The sequence below is a fragment of the Deinococcus aquaticus genome, assembly GCF_028622095.1.
Taxonomy (GTDB): domain Bacteria; phylum Deinococcota; class Deinococci; order Deinococcales; family Deinococcaceae; genus Deinococcus; species Deinococcus aquaticus.
Map to the genome: position 1 here is coordinate 1820399 of NZ_CP115165.1, position 21417 is coordinate 1841815.

Below are 21417 nucleotides of genomic sequence, written 5' to 3' on the forward strand. Positions count from 1 at the left end.
CCCCTTACAGGTACGCCAGTTCCCACCCCTCCGCGCCGTGATCCAGCCCGGCACGCAGCAGGGCCAGTCCGTCCGGGGCGGGATCGCGGTGATGGGGGAGGGGAGCGGTCAGGGCCTCGAAGTCCTCCAGGCTGTGCTTGGCCGGCGCGTGGCGCACGCCGACGACCGTTGCGGACTGCACGTCGTACGCCGCGCCGTACAGGTTGCCCTTGCGGGCGTCCATGGAGACCGCCTGCGGGCCGTCGCCGGTCACCAGGGACTCCAGGGTGCTCACGCCGCGCACCGCCGCGCCCCATACCCGGGCGAGGCCCAGCGCGTAACTCGCGCCGACCCGCACGCCCGTGTACGAGCCGGGGCCGGTCCCGATGATCACCAGATCGGCCCGCAGCGGCAGCCCCGCCCCCGCAAACAGCTCAGCGACCGCGCCGGGCAGCTGCTCGGCGTGCGCGCGGCCCACCTCGCGCGACACGGTCCGTTCGCCGCCGGGCCAGCGCAGCGCCAGCGTCAGCCAGGGCGTGGCGGTATCCAGGGCGAGAATCACGGCGGGCAGGGCGGGGGGCACAGGGGAAGCAGGAACAGGGGGTACAGGGGCGGTCATCGCCGGGCATTCTAGGCCGCGCCGCTTCCCCGGACAGGCCGCTGTCACCGCTACGGGAACGTCCGCTGGACCCGGTTCAAAGCGGGCGGGTGGTATGCTCGATCATCATGACGAACATCGCCAAAGGGCTTGAAGGCGTCCTCTTTACAGAGAGCAAACTCACGTTTATCAACGGGGCCGAAGGCGTCCTGACGCACCTGGGCATTCCCATTCAGGAATGGGCTGAGAACAGCACCTTCGAGGAACTGTCCCTCGCCCTGCTGAACGGTCAGCTGCCCACTGCCGCGCAGCTCGCCACCTTCGACGCCGACCTGAAAGCCAACCGCGCCATCCCCGACGCGTTGGCCCAGGTCATCGCGCATATGCCCCGGGGCGTGCACCCCATGCAGGCGCTGCGCACCGCCGTCTCGTACCTGGGCCTGCTGGACCCGCAGTCCGAGGACACCAGCGCCGAGGCCCGCCGCGCTATCTCCGTGCGCATGATCGCTCAGTTCTCGACCATCATTGCCGCCATCAACCGCGCGCAGGAAGGCCAGGAGATCGTCGCGCCCCGCATGGACCTGACGCACGCCGGGAACTTTCTGTACATGCTGACCGGCAAGGAACCCAGCGCCGAGCAGTCCCGCCTGTTCGACATCGCGCTCGTGCTGCACGTGGATCACGGCATGAACGCCAGTACCTTCACCGCCATCGCCACCAGCAGCACCCTGTCGGACATGTACTCCTGCATGACCAGCGCCATCGGCGCCCTGAAAGGCCCGCTGCACGGCGGCGCGAACGAGGCCGTCATGGACATGCTCGACGAGGTCGGCACGCCCGACCGGGCCGAGGCATACATCAACGCCAAGCTGGACGCCAAGTCCAAGATCATGGGCGTCGGGCACCGCGTGTACAAGTACTTCGATCCCCGCAGCCGCGTCCTGCGTGACTACGCCGAAGTGGTCGCCAACAAGGAAGGCAAGAGCAACTACTACCAGATCCTCGAAACCATCGAGAAGGTCGTCGTGGACCGCATCGGGTCCAAGGGCATCTACCCGAACGTCGACTTCTACAGCGGCACCGTGTACAGCGACCTGGGCATCCGTAAGGAGTTCTTCACGCCCATCTTCGCGCTGGCCCGCATCAGTGGCTGGTGCGCCAGCGTGATCGAGTACACCGGCGACAACCGCCTGCTGCGTCCCGACGCTGTGTACACCGGCGCCACCGACGCGCACTACGTGCAACTGCAAGACCGCCAGTAACAGCGGCACAAAGGATGGATGGCAGGCGTGCCCGTGCGGGCGGCCTGCCATCCTCCTGTTGAGGCTCGGGGAGCACTGACAGACGTGGATTCGTCTCTCGCCCCAACCGTCAGGCGCTGAGGGGTTCGACCACCCACGCGCCGTAGTGGTTCACAAAGTGCGCCCCGCTCTCCCGGAAGGCCTGCGCCACCTGCGGCGTCCGACCGGGCTGGCCGGCCACATCCACGCTCAGCAGGATTTCCCCCCAGCCGAGCGCTTCCACGTAGCGTTCCACGTGGGCGCGCTCGTCGGTCATGCCCTGCATCAGTCTCAGCAGCCGCGCCCACAGCCCGTGCCGGCGGCCGTCGCAGTCCAGCGTGGCCGCGCCCTCGTCACCCATCAGCAGCTGCACGGACTGCCCGGCCAGCCCCAGGTCCAGCAGCCGCGACGTGCAGGCCTGCACGTCCTCCAGCGACCGGAACAGGCCGTACACCCGGCCCCGGCTGAGCATGGTCAGCGGCATGGGAGCCGGGCGGACCGGCCGCCCCTGTGAAGGAGAGCGGCCATCAGTGAATCGGGTCATGGAAACCACCTTCGCGTGCCGGGCACGCCTGCGCGACAGGGCCCCCAGACGCTACGGGGCCGGAAGCGACCGAACGGACGCCGCACCTGAAGTGAAATTGACCCCGCCAGGGTAGCCGCCCCGCCGCCGCGTGACCATAGGGGAACACACACAGCACGCCCCCGCCGCCGTGTGGGGCGCAGGGGCACGCGTGCGGAACCTCTGGTCATACGGATTCCGTCTGTTTCGTTAACAACCCGGAAATACGCCGGTTTGCTAACTCCACGCCCGGAATCCTCTTTGCTCCCACTCGCTTCGCTCGGATTGAACGGCTCTGCAAGCCATTCAATCGGAGTCCGTATCAGGCGCTCATGCCACGGCTGCCGTGCAGGGTGCGTTCCACGGACTCCGTGACTTCCGCCTCGAAGCGGCGCAGGTGCTCACGCAGGCGGTCCATCTCGGCCACGCCCAGGTCCGGCAGCCACAGCACGCTGCGGCCCAGCACCGCGAAGGTCAGCGGGGCCTCCTCGTCCGCGTCGTCTTCCGGGTCGACCGGGTCGAGGTTCAGCGCGCCGTAATCCAGGCCCTGGTTCATCAGGTTCATGCCCATCAGGATGTCCGGCAGGCTGTCCTCTTCCACGTACAGGTCCAGGTCCAGGTGCAGGCGCACGATCACGCCTCCCTGCTCGTCACTCTCTGCGAACAGGGCCACGCGTGTCTCGCCGTCCTGAATCAGGGCGCCGTCCTCGATCGCCTCGACGGTCAGGCCGCTCTCTTGCAGCGCGCTCATGATCCGCTGCAGTTCCGACTGGGATGCCGTCATGCGCTGGAGTATAGAGCGCCCACGCGCCGTGCACGGTCACGGCGTCCACGGTCCTCTGGGGGTTGATGGTCGATGGTTGAAAGTTGATGGGGCCTTCTGCTGTCCATCAATCTTCGACCATCAACCTGCACCGTCACGCGTGGTACAGCCACACGCTGCGTTCCTCGTTCCAGGTGCGGTACAGCTGCCCCAGCAGCCGCAGGTGCTCCAGGTGCGCCAGCGTCTCGGCCAGCGCGAAGCGGCGCCCCGAGACGTTCAGCTCGCGGTTGAACATCGCCAGCGACAGGTCGTAGGCGCTGCGGGCCTCGCGGGCCGCTTCGGCCTTCATGAAGTCCAGCCGCTCGTGGTGATGGTCACGCAGTTCACGCGCGCGGGCCTGCACGCCCCCCATGACCGGCCCGTGATGCCCGACGACCGCGCGGGCCGGGTTCAGGGCCTCCAGTTTGCCCAGGGTCTGAAGGTAGTCGCCCAGCGGGTCCGGGCGGGTGTAGGCGTACAGGCCCACGTTCGGACTGATGCGCGGCAGGATGGCGTCCCCGGCGATCAGTACGCTTTCCTGCTCATTCCACAGGCCCAGGTGCCCGTCCGCGTGACCGGGCAGCCACAGCACCTCCCATTCCAGGCCGGACAGCGTGACGTGCTGACCCTCACGCAGCGGATGCACGCGCGAGGCCGGGTGGACCCGTTCGCGGCCCCGGCGGTTGTCGGCGCCCATGTCGCTCAGGGATTCGGCTGGCAGGCCGTGGTCGCGCATGTGCTTGAGGTGGCCGGGCAGCCATTCCTCCCACAGGTGCCAGTAGCGTTCGCCGCGCCCGATCTCCACGTCCAGCATGTGCACGGACGCCCCGCTGCGTTCCTCGACCACGCCTGCCAGCCCGTAATGGTCCGGGTGGTGGTGCGTGATGATCACGCGGTCCACGTCGGCCCAGTGCAGGCCCAGCGCGCCCAGCCCGTCCTCGATGGCTTGACGCGCCTCGGGCGTATCGAGCGCCGTGTCGATCATGGTGACCGGCCCGCCCGCAGGCCGGTCGATCAGGACCGTCACGTACTTCATGGGGTACGGAATCGGGACCTGCAGGGCGTACAGGTCGCCCAGCACGGGCGTCAGCAACGGTGTGGAGGGCTCGGCAGTCATACCGGGCAGCGTAGCGCCTGACCCGCCGCCGCGACCGTGGAGTAAGCAGAGCGGGCGCAACCGGCCCGGGAACACCCGGCGCTCAAGCGTGAGGGCAGCTCAGCGGACGCCGCAGCGGTACTCGCCCGCCGTGACGCTGCACACCAGCGCCGTGACCCGGCTGGCATTCACGCGCACCAGCACGTTCTGCGCCTTCAGGCGGCGATCGGTGGGAACCACGTTCACGGAGAACACGCCGGGCCGCACGTTCAGGTCCAGCGGCGCGTCACCCGCCGCCTCTCCCTCGATCAGCACGGCCGCCGGAACGTCACTGCGGACACTCAGGATGCCCGTGACGCGCCGCAGGGCCGCGCTGACCTCGCTGGTGGTCTCCGGTCGGACGATCACGCGCTGCGTGAAGGTCTGGTAACCGCCCAGCGACACGCTGACCGTCACCTGCCCCTGCGGCAGGTCTGTCACCACGACCGGCGCGGTGCCTACCGGGCGGTCGTTCACGCGGACCTCCGCGCCCGGCTGGGACGCCCGGACGCTCAGGGAACCGAACTGCTCGACGCGGTAGGTGGTCGTGGCGACCGTGTACGCCCCGCGCGGCAGACTGGCGGCGGTCGCCTCAACCGCGCGCGAGATCTCGCCCACGCTGCGCGCTCCGGCCGCGCCGCCCAGGTTCAGGGGTTCCAGACTGGCGACCGTGAACACCTGCGTGAAGCCCAGCGTGCCGGGCAGAGCCGTCACCTGCGCCTGACCCGGCATGACCGGGGCGGCAGGCAGCACGGCCGCCCGGCCGCCCTGCGGCAGCACCACGCTGGTCACGAACGCCGCGCGGTCCGAGGACACCAGCAGCGTGCCCGGCCCCGGCTGGCGGTACAGGCCCTGCTCGCCCGTGACCGGCTGAACGGGGGGCGTGCCCGGCGTGACCCGCAGGTGCAGCTGCGCGTCCGGTTGCGCCCGCAGCGGCGCGGGCACACACCCGCACAGAAGTCCTGCCAGTACCAGCCCCGCCCACGCCCGTGTCATATGCACTCCGATTGAATGGTTTGCAAAAACCATTCAATCCGAGCGGACGCGAGTACGAGCAAAGAGGATTCCGGGCGTGGAGTTGGCAACCCGGTGCATTGGCGGGTTGTTAACGAAACAGACGGAATCCGTATCATGCCCACAGGGTAGTGCAGCGGCCACCAGCGGCGGGTAAGGGTGTCTGACGCGCCCTTCACCCACTCCGGTCACCGACTGACGGAGTGCGCCGCCGTCCGGATGCCGGCAACAGGAAAGGCCCCGATCCGTAGACGGGGGCCCCTCGTGAAGAATCTGGATTACTGCAGGCGCTTCATGATGGACTGAAGGCTGGCGCTGTCGGCCCAGTTCATGCCCTTCTCGACGTACATGCGGGCGGTGGCGTTGTCGCCGCGCTGCAGGGCCAGGTAGGCCAGTTTGGCGGCGCTCAGGGAAGCCCACTGCTTCTCCTGCTCGCTCAGGTCGCCCAGGCGGCCCCAGGCGTTGTAGGCATTGATCCACCACTGGGTCTTGGTGTACAGCTGCGCGAGGTACGCGTTGTAGTCGCGGTTGCCGGCTTCCATGCTGGCGGCGTAGTAGGAGTGGTCCACGGCGGCTTTCCACAGCGTGCGGTCGTAGAAGGGAACCGGGTAGGCCACGTCGGCCTGCACGGCGTACTCCTGAGCCTTCGCGAAGTTCTCGCTGGCGCTCATGGCGGCGGGACCGGCCATTTCCATGGTGTCGGCGGGGGCGGAGTCCTGCGCGGCGGCAAGGCCGGTAAGCGCGAACGCGGTCAGCATGAGAATCTTCTTCATAACAGTTCGCATCTTAGGCCGTACCCTGTCAGGCGTCCACACTCGACGACCCCCCGTGGCCCTACCGTAAAGGGTCTGTAAAGGAGCTTACCTTCACATGAGGATCACCCACGCACTCCCCCTTGCTTCCCTGATGACACTGGTGGGTTTCTCAGCCGCCGCTGCCCAGTCCCAGTCCGCCCAGACCCAGTCCACCCCCGCTCCTGCCTTCGTCGCGCCCAAGGTGGGCGTGTTCAAGGAGCTGCGCGTCATTTCCGGCGTGACCGTCAGTCCCAACGGCGACCTGACCTTCATCGGCTCGGACGCCCGCGTGCACCGCACCGACGCGACCGGCAGCGAGAAATGGTCGTTCCTGACCGGCGACATCGGCCGCGCCTACCCGGTCGTGACGCCCCAGGGCATCACCATCGCCGCCTCATACGACGACACCGTGTACGCCCTGGACCCCGCCGGGAAACTGCTGTGGAAGACCAAGCTCGACGGTGACATCTTCGCCACGCCCGCCCTGCGCGCCGACGGCAGCGTGATCATCGCCACTGCCGGCGGCACCGTGCACGCCCTGGACGCCCAGGGCAAGACCCTGTGGACTTTCAAGGTCGGCGCGCCCGTGTTCAGCAGCCCCGCCATCGCCGCCGACGGCACCATCTACTTCGGCGGGCAGAACAGCCGCCTGCACGCCCTGAGCCCCGACGGGAAACTGAAGTGGGCGTACGCGGCCGGGTCGCTGGTGTTCAGCAGCCCCGCCATCGGGCCGGACGGCACGGTGTACTTCGGGTCCAGCGACCGCCGCATCTACGCCCTGAACCCCAACGGCACGCCCCGCTGGTCCCTGCCGACCGGCCTGTTCGTGAACGCCAGCCCCATCGTGACCAGCGCCGGGCTGGTCGTGGTCGGCAGTTACGACGGCAGCGTGTACGCCGTGAACCCCACCGGCGAGATCGAATGGTCGTACAAGGCGGGCGCCGGCATTGCCGGGAGTGCCGCCGAACTGAGCGACGGCAGCGTGATCGTGCCGGACCTCGCGGGCACCGTGCACGCCATCAGCAAGGCCGGGCAGTCCCTGTGGCAGATCAAGACCGGCCGCAAGATCGACCTGGGCATCAGCGTCAGCGATCAGGGCAGCGTGTACTTCACGACCGAGGGCGGCGGCCTGAACATCGTGCAGAAGCAGCGGCCACTGGCGGTCGGCGCGTGGACGACCTTCCACGCCAGCCCCGCCGCGTGGGGCCGCGTGCCCAGCGAGGCCGAGTTGCAGGCGCAGGCCAGGGCCCGCCGCGACGCCGCGACCGCCCAGCTGGGTGCCCCGGTCGCCGTGAAACCCCAGACGCCCGCACCCGCGCCGGCCCCCGCACCGGCCCCTAAGCCCACGCCGGTCCCGCAACCGGCACCCGCACCGGCACCAAAACCGGTTCCGCAACCCACACCGAAACCGGCCGCCACCCCCGAACAACTGGCGCAGGCCGCCGCCAGCCGCGTGCGCGTGCTGGACGGACAACTGTTCCTGCCGCTGGAGGACAGCGTGGGCGCGCTGCGCCTGAAACTGCGGGCCGTGACCGCCACGACCGCCACCGTGCTGGTCGGGCAGACGGCCGTGCCTGTCACCGTGCGCGTGCTGGACCGCGTGCCGTTCGTGCCGCTGGCCGCCCTGACGGCCCTGCCCGGCGTGCGCGCGCAGCTGACGACCGGGGCCGCGCCCACCGTGACCCTGACCCTGAACGCCCAGACGACCAGCTTCCCGCTCAGCATCGGGAAACTGCTGCCCCTGCGCGGAAAACCCGAGTTCCTGGGACCCCTGCAGAAAGGCTGAAGTCCGTTCGTCCGGCCTGATGCGGAACGGCCCCGCGCCCCCTGGCAGTTGCCTCGGGGCGCGGAGCTGTCCTGTGTGGCCTGCCTCCGGTGCAGGATCTGCCCTTACCGGGCATACGGAACGCACCCACCTGCGTTGAAACAGGTGGATGCGTTGAGTTGGTGGAGCCAAGCGGGATCGAACCGCTGACCTCGTCATTGCGAACGACGCGCTCTCCCAGCTGAGCTATGGCCCCACGAGCGAGAGGGAATCTACCACGCTCTCTGCGGCCCGCGCAAGGGCGCGCCGGGCGGTCAGGCGACATGGACACGCTTACCTTCTCTTTACCTTCAGTCGCTTACACTCGCCTGCATGAGTGCGCCCGCCACGCCCGCCCCCACTGCCCAGGGCAGTGACCGTTTCGCCTACAAGTTCGCGCAGGAGGGCATCACCTTCGATGACGTGCTGCTGCAACCCCGGCACTCGCAGGTGCTGCCGCACGAGGTGAACATCGAGGCGCAACTGACGCGCCGCGTACGTCTGAACATCCCGTTCCTGTCGGCCGCCATGGACACCGTCACCGAGACGAACATGGCGGTCGCCATGGCCCGCGAGGGCGGCATCGGCGTGGTGCACAAGAACATGCCCATCGACGCGCAGGCCGAGATGATCCGCAAGGTCAAACGCTCCGAGAGCGGCATGATCGTGGACCCCATCACGCTGCCCCCGCACGCGCCCGTGGCGGACGCCGAGCGCCTGATGGGCGAGTACCGCATCAGCGGCGTGCCCATCACCGACCCGAACGGGAAACTGCTGGGCATCATCACCAACCGCGACATGCGCTTCATCGAGGACATGCACACGCCCATCGCGGACGTCATGACCCGCGAGAACCTGATCACCGTGCCGGTCGGCACCACCCTGGAAGAAGCGCAGGAGATCTTCAAGCGCCACCGCATCGAGAAACTGCTCGTCACGGACGCCGACCACACCCTGCGCGGCCTGATCACCATCAAGGACCTGACCAAACGCGTGAAGTACCCGCGCGCCGCCAAGGACAGCCTGGGCCGTCTGCGCGTCGCCGCCGCCATCGGCGTCGGCGCCGACCTGATGGACCGCGCCGGGGCGCTCGTGCAGGCCGGCGTGGACGTGCTGGTGCTCGACAGCGCCCACGGGCACAGCCAGGGCATCCTGAACGCCCTGAGCCGCGTGAAGGAAGCCTTCGACGTGGACGTGATCGCCGGGAACGTCGCCACGCGCGCCGGCACCCGCGACCTGATCCTGGCCGGCGCAGACGCCGTGAAGGTCGGCATCGGGCCGGGCAGCATCTGCACCACCCGCGTCGTGACCGGCGTGGGCGTCCCGCAGATCACCGCGATCTTCGAGGCCAGCGCCGCCGCCATGGAAGCCGGCATTCCGATCATCGCGGACGGCGGCATCAAGCAGACCGGCGACGTGCCCAAGGCCATTGCCGCCGGAGCGAACGTCGTCATGATGGGCAGCATGCTGGCCGGCACCGACGAGAGCCCCGGCGAGAGCATCCTGCGCGACGGCCGCCGCTACAAGAGCTACCGGGGCATGGGCAGCATGGGCGCCATGGACCAGGGCAGCGCCGACCGTTACTTCCAGAGCGGCAGCCGCAAGTTCGTGCCCGAAGGCATCGAGGGCATCGTGGCGTACAAGGGCACGGCGGGCGAGGTCATCTACCAGTTCGTGGGCGGCCTGAAAAGTTCGATGGGGTACTGCGGCGCGCCGGACCTTCAGACCCTGCGTGACGAGGCTCAGTTCGTGCGGATCACCGGGGCCAGCCTGGTGGAAAGCCACCCGCACGGCGTGACCATCACCAAGGAAGCGCCCAACTACGGCGGTCGCTGAGGCGCTGCCGTACAGGCGGGCCGGGAAGCGTGGGGGGCGGGGGAGAGGATTGCACCCCGTCCCAGTTGACAGACTGTCATCAGCGGGTGGGGGTAGGGTATGAACATGCAGCGCTTCCTGACCGCCCCCCGCGAACCCGTGAACGCCCTGACCCACTGGGCCGGCGTCCTGGCGGCGCTGATCATTCTGGGACCGCTGCTGTGGTGGGCGCACGCCCGCGAACTGGCCCTGTGGCCGTTCACCGTGTTCGTGATCAGCATGACCCTGCTGTACGCCGCCAGCGCCAGCTACCACTCGTTCTTTCCCGGCGAGCGCGGCATGCTGTGGCTACGCAAACTCGACCACGCCGGCATCTTCCTGCTGATCGCCGGCAGTTACACCCCGATTGCGTACTTCGGCCTGCCCGACCCCTGGCAGGGCGTGGTCCTGTGGGTCATCTGGGGCATCGCCCTGAGCGGCATCACCCTGAAACTCGTGACCATGAGCCTGCCCCGTTGGGTCAGCACCGCCCTGTACCTCGGCATGGGCTGGCTGGCCGTGGCCTTCCTGCCGCAACTGGCCCGCCACCTGCCATCCGCCGCCATCTTCTGGCTCGCGGCGGGCGGCGTGCTGTACTCCATCGGGGCCGTCATCTACGGCACGAAACGCTGGAACCCCCGACCCGGCGTGTTCGGCTTCCACGAGATCTGGCACCTGTTCGTGCTGGCCGGCACCGCCGCGCACGTCGTGATGATGTTCAACCTGCGCTGAACAACCTGTCCTGAACACAGCAGACAGCCGGGCCGGAGGTCGAGTGATCACCTCCGGCCCGGCTGCTGTTAAAGGTCACACGCCTACGAAACCGATCACCCAGCTCTGCACCGTGCCGATCAACTGCCCGATCTGCGGGCGGAACAGGTAGATGAAGCCCATCACGATCAGGAACGAGTACGGCATCATCTCGAACTGATTCAGGGCGCGGCCCAGCGACGGCACCAGCGCCCCCAGAATGCGGCTGCCGTCCAGCAGCGGAATCGGAATCAGGTTGAAGACCGCCAGCACCACGTTGATGCCCAGCACCGTCATCAGGATCGTGTACGTCAGGTCCGTCAGGGGTAGCACCTTGAGCAGCAGCGCGCACACCACCGCGATCAGCAGGTTACTGATCGGCCCGGCCGCCGCCACCCACATGGTGCCCCAGCGGCCCAGGTTGTTCGGATTGATTGGCACAGGCCGTGCGAACCCGAAGCCCACCAGCAGCAGCAGCAGCGTCCCGAACGGATCGAGGTGCTTGATGGGATTCAGGGTCACGCGCCCGTAGCGGCGGGGCGTGGGATCACCCAGGCGGTCCGCCACGTACGCATGCGCGAACTCGTGAAAGGCGAGGGACAGGACCAGCGCCGCCGCAATGATCACGAACGCGGTCGGGTTGCTGCTCAGCAGAGAGATGAGGCCCATACCCCGGCATTCTAGAGGGTCCGCCTACCGGACTTTCGTCTCCAGGAACGCTTTCAACGCCGCCCGCTCCGCCTCGGCGCTGCCCAGCGTCCCGGCGCGGCGCAGGTCAGCCAGGTGCGCCAGCGCCTCGCCCACGCCCCGGCCCGGCGGGACGCCCAGCGCCAGCACGTCCTTCCCGGTCAGGGGTTCGTGCGCGTCCGGGCGGAGCAGGGCGCGCAGTTCGCGTTCCGGCATGCCGTCCGGGTAGAAGGTGTCCGACAGGGCGCGGGCCAGCAGCGCGGCGGGCCGGGTGCCCAGGTCCAGTCGCGCCGCCAGCGCCTCCGGGTCCGGCGCGGCGTGCAGCAGCGCCGCCGCGTAGGCGTTCATGGGCAGGGTCGCCCCCGCGTCCCGGCGGGCGTCCAGGGCGTCCAGCAGCGCCGTGTCCGGTAGCAGCGAGGCGGCCCCCCAGTCACGCAGCCGCGCGGCGGCCCGTCCGGGGCGGGGCTCATGCAGCAGCAGTTTCAGTTCTGCCCACAATCGGGGCGTGTGCCCGGCCATATCCAGCGCGGCGGGTACCTGAGAGAGCAACTCCGGCGCGGCGCTCAGGTTCAGTCGCGCCGCCAGCCGCGCCGCACGCACCAGCCGGCTGGCATCCTCACGCAGCGAGTCGGTGTGCAGGGGCCGCAGCACCCGCGCGCGCAGGTCCTCCAGGCCGCCCGTCACGTCCAGCAATTCTGCGCGCCCATCCGGGAAGACCCGCAGGGCCAGCGCGTTCAGGCTGAAATCCCGCCTCCGCAGATCGTCGGTCAGTGAGGCCGGCTGCGGCAGCGGATTCCCGCCCGGCACCGGGTAGACTTCCCGCCGCGCCCGCACCAGATCCGCCGCGCGGCCGTCCGGCAGGGTCACGGTCGCGTTCCCGAACGCCGGGTGGAACACGAACGGCAACCCCGTCCCGGCCGCCAGGGCCTCCACGTCCGCGTCGGGAATCACCACATCCAGGTCCAGCGGCGTCACGCTCAGCAGCGCGTCCCGCACCGCGCCGCCGACCAGCGCCGCGCCGCCCGGACCCGCCTGCGCCGCCAGCCCTAGCAGCCACGCCCGGTCCTCCGGGCGCAGCGCCTCCCAGACGGCCTGCGCCTGCGCTGCGCCCTCAGCGGAACGAGGTTTCATCCAGCGTGACCTTCACCTCACGCGACTCCCCGGCCCGCACGACCGTCAGCGTCACGGTATCCCCCTCTTTCCGGTCGATCAGGCCCGCCTGCAGGTCCTCCAGCGCGTCCACCGGCTTGCCGTTCACGGCCGTGATCACGTCCCCGCCCAGTCGGATCGCGCCGCCCCGGAACGCCTCGGTACGCGTGCCGCCCTGCAACCCCGCCCGTGCGGCCGGCGTGCCCGGCGTGACCTCCCCGATCACCAGTCCCCGCTCCGGCAGGCCCAGTTCCTGCTTCCCGGCCGACGACAGCACGCTCAGGCCCACCGCCAGCGTCTGCTGCTGCCCGCGCACCAGCAGGCCCGCCGCCACGCCCAGCGTCGGCGCGCGCACCTCCTGCCCACCGGCCGCCTGCAGGCGCGGCAACAGATTCTTGGCCGTGTTCACGGGGATCGCGAAGCCCACCCCGGCACTCTGACCCACGCCGGTACTCTGCCCGCTGGGCGAGTAGATCTGCGTGTTGATGCCGATCACGCGTCCCCCACTGTCCAGCAGCGGCCCCCCGCTGTTCCCCGGGTTGATCGCCGCGTCCGTCTGAATGGCCTTCTGTGTGATGCCCTCGCCCGCGCCGCTGCCCGAGAACCCGATCGGAATCTGCCGCGCCGTGCTGCTCACGATGCCCTCGGTCACACTGAAATCCAGCCCGAAGGGCGCGCCCATCGCGATGGCCTTCTGCCCCACCTTCAGGGCGTCGCTGTCACCCAGCGGAATCGGCCGGATCAGTTTGGCGTCCAGGCCCACCGGGCGGATCAGCGCCAGATCGTACTGCGGGGCCAGTCCGATCACGCGCGCCTCCACGCTCTGCTCCTGCCCCATGACCCGCACGCTGATCTTCTGAGCCGCGCCCGACCCGGACTCGCCGGCCACCACGTGATAGTTCGTCAGGATGTCCCCCGCGTCATTCACGAAGAAGCCACTCCCGACACCCTGCTGAACCTCCGTGCCGCCCCCGAACATCCCGAACGGATCCTGCCCCATCACCTCGTTCTCGGTACTGATGAACACCAGCCCCGGCTCGAAACGCCCCACCACGTCAATGGTGTTCTGCTCGTTCTGAAGCCGCGCGCCCGCCTCCGCCGCCACCGGATCGGCCGCCGCACCACTCACGGCCGGAGCCTGCGCCCCACCCACCGGCACCTGATCGCGCAGCAGCGTCGCCCCCAGACCCAGTCCCACCAGCACCAACACGATCCCAACGCCACGACCCTTCATGAGAGGCATTATCCGCCAGGGGGCGGATGCCGGGTGGGGACGCGCTGTGGTGTGCTTCATGCATGGACCCCTCCCATGTAGACCACGACCGCGCCATGCAGGACCTCCGCACGTATCTGGGCGACTTCCTGGCCGGCCACCGCCCGGACGGCGTCTTCCACGTCCAGACCGGCGGTCCCGGCAGCGTCCCCGCGCTGGCCGACCTGGACAGCCCGGAACTGCACCTGGACCTGCTGCCCGACCCACCCACCCAGGAGCAGCGCGCCGCCCTGAGCCGCCTCGGCTACCAGCCGCGATCGGAGCGCACCTGGACGCACCCCGGCGGCTGGCGACTGGTCATCAGCGACCACGGCAGCGGCTGGCGCGCCGAACAGGCCGCGCTGCAAGGCGTGCTGCGCCACGACCCCCACGCCGCCCGCACCTACCGCGCCGCCTTCACCGCCGCCGGCCGCGACCACGCCGACCACACCCTGCGCCCCGCCGCCCTGGCCCACCACGCCCGCACCGTCGGCCTGACCCCCGCCCGGCAGGTCGCCCGCCTGCTGGCCCCGCTGGACGCCCCTTGGATGATCGCCGCCGGCGTCGCCCTCGACCTGCACCTGGGGTACGTTGCCCGGCCCCACGACGACCTCGACGTGATCCTGCCCCGCGAAGCCCAGACCCGGCTGCCCGACCTGCTGCGCGGCTGGCGACTCGACGCGTCCATCCACGGCACCTACCGGCCCTACGCGGCCCCCCTCGACCCGCCCCACTTCCAGATTCACGCCCGGCACCCCGACCTGAGCGGCGTGCTGATGCTCGACCTGATGCTCAGCGACCTGAGCGGCGGCACCTGGCACTACCGCCGCGACCCCCGCCTCACCCTGCCCCTGAGCCGCGCCCGCTGCGTCAGCCCCGAAGGCCTGCCGTACCTCGCGCCTGAAGCCGTCCTGCTGTTCAAGGCAGGCGCAGCCGGACGCCCCCCACGCGGCAAGGACGAACAGGACTACCAGCGCGTCCAGCCCACCCTGACCGCAGACGCCCGCGCGTGGCTGCGCGGCGCCCTGACCCTCACCCGACCGGACCACCCCTGGCTACACAGCCTGGAATGAACGCTGGCTGATGACCGCCTGACATGGCTAAGGCAGCCTGAACGCGCTAAGATCCGCTTCACACGTTTCAATCATCACACAGGAGTTCACATGAAGAAGAACATCTTGACCGGCAGTCTGGGCCTGTTGGGCCTGACCGCCTTGCTGGCCGCCTGCACCCCCACCCCCACCCCCCCCACGTACGCATGCCCGGCCGGCAGCACCATCACGAATATCGGCGCTGTTCAGGGTGCCGCTGACGCCAGCCCGCTGGCCGGTCAGACCGTCACCGTGCGCGGCGTTGTCACGCTCGACGCGCAGGCGGGCCTGAGCGGCTTCTACCTGCAGGACGTCACGCCCGACGAAAAGGCTGACACCAGTGACGCCGTGTTCATCTACACCGCCACCAAGCCCGCAACCGTCAAGGTCGGAGAGGTTGTCGAGGTCACCGGAACCGTCAAGGAATTCAACGGCCTGACCCAGCTCGACACCGTCACCACCGTCACCAGCTGCGGCGAGACGACCCTGCCCGCCCCCATGACCGTCACCCTGCCTCTGGCTTCCGCCACCTCCCTGGAAGCGTCCGAAGGCATGCTGATCAAGATCTCCCAGACCCTGACCGTGACCGACACCTTCACGCTGGGCCGCTTCGGTGAACTCGGCCTGTCCAGCGGCGGCCGACTGTTCAACCCCACCAACGGCCAGGGCGGCGACGCCACCAGTAACAAGCTGCGCACCATTCGCCTGGACGACGTCAGCAGCAAGCAGAATCCCACCACCATTCCCTACCTGACTGGCACCGACCCCCAGACGGCCACCCGCCGCGCCGGGGATACGGTCACGGGTCTTCAGGGCGTGCTGCACTACGCCAACAGCGCCTTCAAGGTGCAGCCCACCAAGGCTCCGGTCTTCGTGGCCGCCAACCCCCGCGCGGCCGCGCCCAAGGACGTGGGCGGCACGGTGAAAGTGGCGGGCGCGAACGTCCTGAACTACTTCACGACGCTGGGCAGCGCCGGTCGCGGCGCCAGTAACGCCACCGAGTTCACCCGCCAGAAAGACAAGATCGTGGCGGAACTCCGGGCCCTGAATGCCGACGTGATCACCCTGATGGAAGTCGAGAACAACGGCGAAACGGCGCTGGACGACCTCGTCGCGTCCCTGAACGCCGCCGCCGGAAGCGCCGAGTACGCCAGTGTCAAGACCGGCAAGGTCGGCACGGACGCCATCCGCGTGGCGATCATCTACCGCCCCGCCCGTGTGGAACCCATCGGCGCGGCGCAGATCGACACGAACGCCGTCTACTCCCGCCCGCCGGTCGCGCAGGTCTTCCGGGACCGCGCCGGGAAGGGCGTGTTCACGGTCATGGCCAACCACTTCAAGAGCAAAGGCAGCTGCCCCACGACGGGCGACACCGACCAGGGCCAGGGCTGCTGGAACACCCTGCGCGTCGAGCAGGCCAGGGCCGTGCTGGCCTTCAGTGACAAGCTGAAAGTCACCGACCCGGACGTGCTGGTCATGGGCGACCTGAACGCCTACGGTGCCGAGGACCCCATCAAGACCATCGAGGCCGCCGGTTTCGAGAGCCTGAACAAACGCATTCCCGCCGAGGACCGCTACAGCTACCAGTTCAACGGTGAGTTCGGCTACCTCGATCACGCCCTGGCCAGCAGCAGCCTCGGCGCGCAGGTCAGCGGCATCACCGAGTGGCACGTCAACGCAGACGAACCCGTGGTGCTCGATTACAACATCGAATTCAAGAAGCATCCCGAGTGCACCAGCACCACCTGCGAAACCCCGGACCTGTACGCCCCGACTCCCTACCGCAGCAGCGACCACGACCCGGTGCTCGTCGGCCTGAACCTGAAAGCCGACGCCGACCCCGCCCTTCCCCTCACGGTCAACGCCAGTGGGAACGACACGGTCACGGCCGGACAGCCCTACGCGTTGACCTACACCGCCGGCGGCAACCCTGACTCCGTGACGGTCACCTGGGGCGACGGCAAGACCGACACCGTCACCGCCCCCACCGGGACGGCCACGCACACCTACGCCACCGCCGGGAGCTTCACGGTGACCGTCACGGCCAAGCGCGGCGCGACCACCACCACGGCGACCAAGGCCGTGACCGCGCAGCCCGTCGTGACCGCCGGAGGCGTGTACTTCAGCGAGTACGTCGAGGGCAGCAGCAACAACAAGGCCATCGAGATCTACAACGGCACCGGCAGCGCCATTCCCGCCGGGAGTCTGGTCGTGAACCTGTACAGCAACGGGTCCGCCACGCCCAGCACCACCAACGCCTTCACGCTCGCAGAGGCCCTGCCGGCCGGAGCCACCTACGTGATCGTCAACTCCGGTGCGAACGCGGCCCTCAAGGCCAAGGCGAACGCCGAGAGTGGCGTCACCAACTTCAACGGCGATGACGCGCTGGAACTCGTGCTGAACGGAACGCGCGCCGACGTGTTCGGGCAGATCGGCACGGACCCCGGCACCGGCTGGGGCTCGGGCCTGACCTTCAGCGTGGACAAAACCCTGCGCCGCAAGGCCGCCGTGAATGCCGGGGACACCAACGGCACCGACGCCTTCGACCCGGCCGCCGAGTGGGACGGCTTCGCCACCGATACCTTCGACGGCCTCGGCCAGCGCTAAGCAAACGGCCAGCGCGCAGCGCTCAGGACAGCAGGAGCACCGGAAAAGTCGGTGCTCCTGCTGTCCTGTCGGGCGGGCCTGCCCTGCTGTTCAGGCGCGGGCGGGGGTGTCGGTGGCGTCCAGCGCGGCGATCTCGTCGGGGGTGATCTGGTAGTGTTCGCCGCACCAGTGGCACACGATCTCCTGCCCGCCGGCGTCGATCATCTCCTGGCGTTCGCCAGCGTCGAAGAATTTCAGGGAGTCGCTGGCCTTCTCGCGGGAGCAGCGGCATTCGAAGCGGGAGCCCTGCGCCTCGGCGGCGAGTTGCACGTTCAGGCCGTCGGTGGCGCGGTTGATGGCTTCCATCAGGCCGCCCCGGCGGAGGTTGTCGGTGATCTGGCCCATGGCGCGGATGTTCGCTTCGAGTTTCCCGAGGGTTTCGTCGGTGACGCCGGGCATCGCCTGGATGAGCAGGCCGCCGGCGTGCGCGACGCGGCCGCCTTCCTCGTACACGCCGAGCAGCACGGCGTTCGGGATCTGTTCGGAGACGCCGAGGTAGGTGCTGATGTCCTCGGCGATCTCGCCGCTGACGAGGTGGGCGCTGCCGGTGTAGGGCTCGCCGTTGTCGAGCAGGCGGGTGACGCTCAGTTCGCCCTGCGTGCCGACGATGCCGCTCACGTCGAGTTTGCCGTCGCGTTCGCGCAGGGGCAGGTCCGCGTCGGGCTGGCGCACGTACCCGCGCACGCGGCCGTCCACGCTGCCCTCGGCGACGATGAAGCCGACCGGGCCGTCGCCCTCGACGCGCACGGTGACGCGGCTGTCGCTGCGTTTGCCGAGCACGGTGGCTAGCAGGACGCTGCCGGTCAGGGTGCGGCCCAGCGCGGCCGTGGCGGTCTTGCTGAGGTGGTGGCGCACGCGGGCGTCCTCGACGACCTGCGTGGAGTCCATGCCCACGATGCGCAGGGTGCCGCCTGCGGCGGTGCCGCGCAGGACGTAGGAGGCGGGGGTGGAAGCAGTCATCCCGAAACCTTAGCGGGCTGCGCGCAGGTACGCTGTGGGTGACATTTCATTTATGAGGGCGTCCCGGCTGGTCCCGCCCGGAGCACAGGTATGCGTCAATGGTATACGGGTCAGTTGTGGTGCGCACCTCGTGGAGCACGTTGTTCCTGTCTCCCGGACAGCCGGACTGGCGCTGGCCGGCTGCATACAGTACCTTCAGCCTTCTGGGGCGGAGTTCTCATCTGAGCTCCCTACGATGAGAAGCCGCGAACGCCCTGTTCTGAAGGTCGGAAGCCGCAGGTGGCCGCGCGTGAGGTTGGAATGGCTGACCGGCTTTTCGCCACGCATGCACAGGCACCCGCGGACGCACTGCACCCCCTGACGACACCGCGCCCCCGGCAACACCGCGCCCCCGGCAACACCGCGCCCCTGACAGGACGCCCCCGGGAGTTTTAGCCCAGACCGGCGCTGCCGGTGGTGACACCGGGCTCAGCGCACGGGCGGAGGGCGCGCCCCCCAGCCAAGGAGACAATGATGAACCGTAACAAGATCTTCGGAGCCGTGGCCCTGACCACGCTCGCCATGACGCTCGCCGCCTGCAACAACAAGGAAAACGCCGGGGGCGGCGCGGGCAGCACCCTGGTCATTCAGGAATCCGCCGACATTCCCACCCTGGACCCCGGCACCACCTACGACACCGCCAGCGGTCAGGTCGTCGAGAACCTGTACGAGACCCTGGTGGGGTACAAGGGCAACAGCCTGACCGAACTGGCGCCCGTGCTGGCCACCGAGTGGACCGGCAACGACGCCGGTACCGAGTACCGCTTCACGCTGCGCGAAGGCGTGAAGTTCCACAGCGGCAACGACTTCACCTGCGCGGACGCCGAGTACACGCTGCGCCGCAACCTCGTGACGAACACCGCCGACAGTGGCAACTGGTTCATCGCCGAGAGCCTGCTGGGCACGCCCGCCAACGCCAACGACGACAAGAGCATTACGTGGCAGCGCATCACGGACGCCGTGAAATGCGACGGTAACGTGCTCGTCCTGAAACTCCCGAAGACCGACCCGGCCTTCCTGGCGAAACTCGCGTACATCGGGCAGGGCATCGTGGACAGCAAGCACGCCACCGAAATCGGCGAGTGGGACGGCACCGAGGCCACCTGGAAGGAAGCCGTGGGCAAGGACCTGGCCGGCAGCCCCCTGTCGCAGAAACCCAGCGGGACCGGCGCGTACAAACTGGTTGGCCGGGACGCCAGCAGCGTCAGCGCTACCGCCTTCGACGGGTACTGGGGCGAGCAGAAACCCAGCATCAAGAACGTGGTCATCCAGAAGATTCCCGAGCAGGCCGCCCGCATTCAGGCGTTCCTGAAGGGCGACGCGGACTTCATCGAGGAAGGCGGGCGCTCCATCATCTCCTCGCAGTTGCAGGGGAAACCCGGCGTGAGCGTGCTGGACGACCTGCCTAACACCACCGCCTCGGGCTTCAGCATGAACGAGAACATCGCCAAGGGCGGCGCGCTCGGCAGCGGCAAACTGGACGGCCAGGGCATTCCCGCGAACTTCTTCAGTGACGCCGACGTGCGCCGCGGCTTCGTGGCGGCCTTCGACGTGCCCACGTACATCGAGCAGGTTCAGGAAGGCAAGGGCGCGCCCCGCAACTTCCTGCTGCCCGACTCGTTCCCCGGCTACGACACGAACATTGAGGCCGCCGCCTTCGACCCCGAGGTCGCCAAGGCCGCCTTCCAGCGCGCCTGGGACGGGCAGGTCTGGGAGAACGGCTTCAGCGTGAACGTCTCGTACCGTGCGGGCAGCGTGACCCAGCAGACCGCCATGGAACTCCTGAAGAAGAACATCGAGTCGCTGAACCCCAAGTTCAAGCTGAACATCGTGGCCAAGGAATGGAGCGAGCTGATCAAGTCCGACAACGCGCCCAAGGAAGCCATGATCCTGTCCGCGTGGGCTCCTGATTACGCCGACCCGGACAACTTCGTCACGACCTTCTACGCCAGCACCGGCTACTACGGCCCGCGCCTGAACGTGAAAGACACCCAGATGGACGCCCTGATCACCGAGGCCCGCACCACCACCGACCAGGCCAGACGCGACGACCTGTACGCGCAGATCGCCAAGCGCGGACTGGATCAGGCGTACTACGTGGTCATGCCCGCCTCCCCGAACGTCTTCACGTACCGTGACAACATTGGCGGCGTGAGCGAGAGCACCTACAACCCCATGATCGCCTTCTGGGCCGGCACGTACTGGAAGAACCTCACCAAGAGCTGACCCTTCCCGGCACGTCCGGACAGACCGGGCCGTCCTCCTGCGGGGGGCGGCCCGCTGCCGTTGCGGGCGGGGTCTTGCACGAGCGGGTCTTGCACTATCCTGCCCGTATGCTTGACGCCGATACGCTGGAATCCGGGGGCGCGCGCCCCATCACGCTGCTGCTGGTCGACGACCACCCGGTGGTCCGCAAGGGCACGCGCGAACTGCTGGAATCGGGCGCGGACCTGCGCGTGATCGGTGAGGCCGGCAGCGGCGAGGAAGCCATCGTCAAGGCCCGCGCCCTGAACCCGGACGTGATTCTGATGGACGTCAGCATGCCCGGCATGAACGGCATCGACGCCACGCGCGCCATCAAGGCCGAGCGGCCCGGCGTGGGCGTGCTGGTCCTGACCAGTTACGACGACGACGCGTACGTGTTCGCGCTGCTGGAAGCCGGAGCGGCCGGGTACCTGCTGAAGAACGCCAGCGAGGACGACCTGCTGGGCGCCGTGCGGGCCGTCGCGGCCGGCGAGAGCGCCCTGCACCCCAGCGTGGCCCGCAAGGTCCTGGAACGCTTCAGCGCGCACACCACGCCTACCCCGCCCGAGGACGACCTGTCCCCGCGTGAACTGGAGGTCCTGCGGGTCGCCGCGACCGGCCGCACCAACAAGGAGATCGCGCGGGACCTGGAGATCAGCCCGCGTACCGTGCAGGTGCACCTGGCGAACATCTTCTCGAAGCTGGGCGTGGGCAGCCGCACCGAGGCCGTGTTGCACGGCATCAAGCGCGGCTGGATCGACCCGCAGACCATCTGAG

General features: G+C 68.9%; 18 protein-coding genes and 1 tRNA gene. 8 read left to right on the forward strand and 11 right to left on the reverse strand.

The features are described from left to right. Positions 1-4: 4 nt before the first annotated feature. Positions 5-598, reverse strand: coding sequence for a tRNA (adenosine(37)-N6)-threonylcarbamoyltransferase complex dimerization subunit type 1 TsaB (tsaB, locus tag M8445_RS08845; protein ID WP_273987411.1), 594 nt, complete (start codon positions 596-598; stop codon positions 5-7). Between the two features lie 107 nt (positions 599-705). Between tsaB and M8445_RS08850 the strand changes: the two genes are divergently transcribed. Then, positions 706-1839: a citrate/2-methylcitrate synthase gene (locus tag M8445_RS08850; protein ID WP_273987412.1), complete on the forward strand. Its 1134-nt coding sequence runs from the start codon at positions 706-708 to the stop codon at positions 1837-1839. 109 nt (positions 1840-1948) lie between these two features. Here the strand turns inward: M8445_RS08850 and M8445_RS08855 are convergent, their stop codons facing one another. The 5 genes from M8445_RS08855 to M8445_RS08875 all read right to left on the reverse strand — a co-directional run bounded on the left by M8445_RS08855 (position 1949) and on the right by M8445_RS08875 (position 6143). Then, entirely contained in the window at positions 1949-2401 is a 453-nt protein-coding gene (locus tag M8445_RS08855) for a hypothetical protein (protein ID WP_273987413.1), read from the reverse strand. Between the two features lie 340 nt (positions 2402-2741). Next, entirely contained in the window at positions 2742-3203 is a 462-nt protein-coding gene (locus tag M8445_RS08860) for a hypothetical protein (protein ID WP_273987414.1), read from the reverse strand. Between the two features lie 133 nt (positions 3204-3336). After that, entirely contained in the window at positions 3337-4338 is a 1002-nt protein-coding gene (locus tag M8445_RS08865) for an MBL fold metallo-hydrolase (RefSeq protein ID WP_273987415.1), read from the reverse strand. 99 nt (positions 4339-4437) lie between these two features. After that, entirely contained in the window at positions 4438-5301 is an 864-nt protein-coding gene (locus tag M8445_RS08870) for a PEGA domain-containing protein (protein ID WP_273987416.1), read from the reverse strand. Positions 5302-5648: 347 nt separating this feature from the next. After that, positions 5649-6143 (reverse strand): hypothetical protein, encoded by a 495-nt coding sequence (locus tag M8445_RS08875; RefSeq protein ID WP_273987417.1) that lies wholly within the window; start codon positions 6141-6143, stop codon positions 5649-5651. 133 nt (positions 6144-6276) lie between these two features. On the opposite strand from M8445_RS08875, the gene M8445_RS08880 reads away from it, so the two are divergent. After that, positions 6277-7950 carry a PQQ-binding-like beta-propeller repeat protein gene (locus tag M8445_RS08880; protein WP_273987418.1) on the forward strand — a complete coding sequence of 558 codons (1674 nt, stop codon included), beginning with the start codon at positions 6277-6279 and terminating at the stop codon, positions 7948-7950. 159 nt (positions 7951-8109) lie between these two features. Here the strand turns inward: M8445_RS08880 and M8445_RS08885 are convergent. After that, positions 8110-8185 (reverse strand) — tRNA-Ala (locus M8445_RS08885). A 116-nt stretch (positions 8186-8301) separates the two neighbouring features. Here M8445_RS08885 and guaB point away from each other — a divergent pair. Together guaB and trhA are read left to right on the forward strand one after the other, a co-directional pair. After that, entirely contained in the window at positions 8302-9804 is a 1503-nt protein-coding gene (guaB, locus tag M8445_RS08890) for an IMP dehydrogenase (RefSeq protein WP_273987419.1), read from the forward strand. 105 nt (positions 9805-9909) lie between these two features. After that, positions 9910-10554, forward strand: coding sequence for a PAQR family membrane homeostasis protein TrhA (gene trhA / locus M8445_RS08895; RefSeq protein WP_273990874.1), 645 nt, complete (start codon positions 9910-9912; stop codon positions 10552-10554). 75 nt (positions 10555-10629) lie between these two features. Here trhA and M8445_RS08900 read toward each other — a convergent pair whose 3' ends face one another. The 3 genes from M8445_RS08900 to M8445_RS08910 are packed head-to-tail and all read right to left on the reverse strand — an operon-like array spanning position 10630 to position 13642. Further along, positions 10630-11241: a site-2 protease family protein gene (locus tag M8445_RS08900; RefSeq protein WP_273987420.1), complete on the reverse strand. Its 612-nt coding sequence runs from the start codon at positions 11239-11241 to the stop codon at positions 10630-10632. 24 nt (positions 11242-11265) lie between these two features. After that, positions 11266-12390, reverse strand: coding sequence for a tRNA nucleotidyltransferase/poly(A) polymerase family protein (locus M8445_RS08905; protein WP_273987421.1), 1125 nt, complete (start codon positions 12388-12390; stop codon positions 11266-11268). Beyond that, entirely contained in the window at positions 12371-13642 is a 1272-nt protein-coding gene (locus tag M8445_RS08910; RefSeq protein WP_273987422.1) for a S1C family serine protease, read from the reverse strand. Before M8445_RS08910 ends, M8445_RS08905 begins: the two co-directional genes overlap by 20 nt. Before the next feature lie 62 nt (positions 13643-13704). Here M8445_RS08910 and M8445_RS08915 point away from each other — a divergent pair, with 62 nt between their 5' ends. Together M8445_RS08915 and M8445_RS08920 are read left to right on the forward strand one after the other, a co-directional pair. Then, positions 13705-14733 carry a nucleotidyltransferase domain-containing protein gene (locus M8445_RS08915; protein WP_273987423.1) on the forward strand — a complete coding sequence of 343 codons (1029 nt, stop codon included), beginning with the start codon at positions 13705-13707 and terminating at the stop codon, positions 14731-14733. A gap of 90 nt (positions 14734-14823) precedes the next feature. Continuing rightward, entirely contained in the window at positions 14824-17358 is a 2535-nt protein-coding gene (locus M8445_RS08920) for an ExeM/NucH family extracellular endonuclease (RefSeq protein WP_273987424.1), read from the forward strand. A gap of 90 nt (positions 17359-17448) precedes the next feature. Here the strand turns inward: M8445_RS08920 and hslO are convergent, their stop codons facing one another. Beyond that, positions 17449-18357: an Hsp33 family molecular chaperone HslO gene (hslO, locus tag M8445_RS08925; RefSeq protein ID WP_273987425.1), complete on the reverse strand. Its 909-nt coding sequence runs from the start codon at positions 18355-18357 to the stop codon at positions 17449-17451. Between the two features lie 513 nt (positions 18358-18870). Here hslO and M8445_RS08930 point away from each other — a divergent pair. Together M8445_RS08930 and M8445_RS08935 are read left to right on the forward strand one after the other, a co-directional pair. Further along, positions 18871-20622 carry an ABC transporter substrate-binding protein gene (locus M8445_RS08930; protein ID WP_380091472.1) on the forward strand — a complete coding sequence of 584 codons (1752 nt, stop codon included), beginning with the start codon at positions 18871-18873 and terminating at the stop codon, positions 20620-20622. Between the two features lie 107 nt (positions 20623-20729). Further along, positions 20730-21416: a response regulator gene (locus M8445_RS08935; RefSeq protein WP_273987427.1), complete on the forward strand. Its 687-nt coding sequence runs from the start codon at positions 20730-20732 to the stop codon at positions 21414-21416. Position 21417 lies beyond the last annotated feature (1 nt).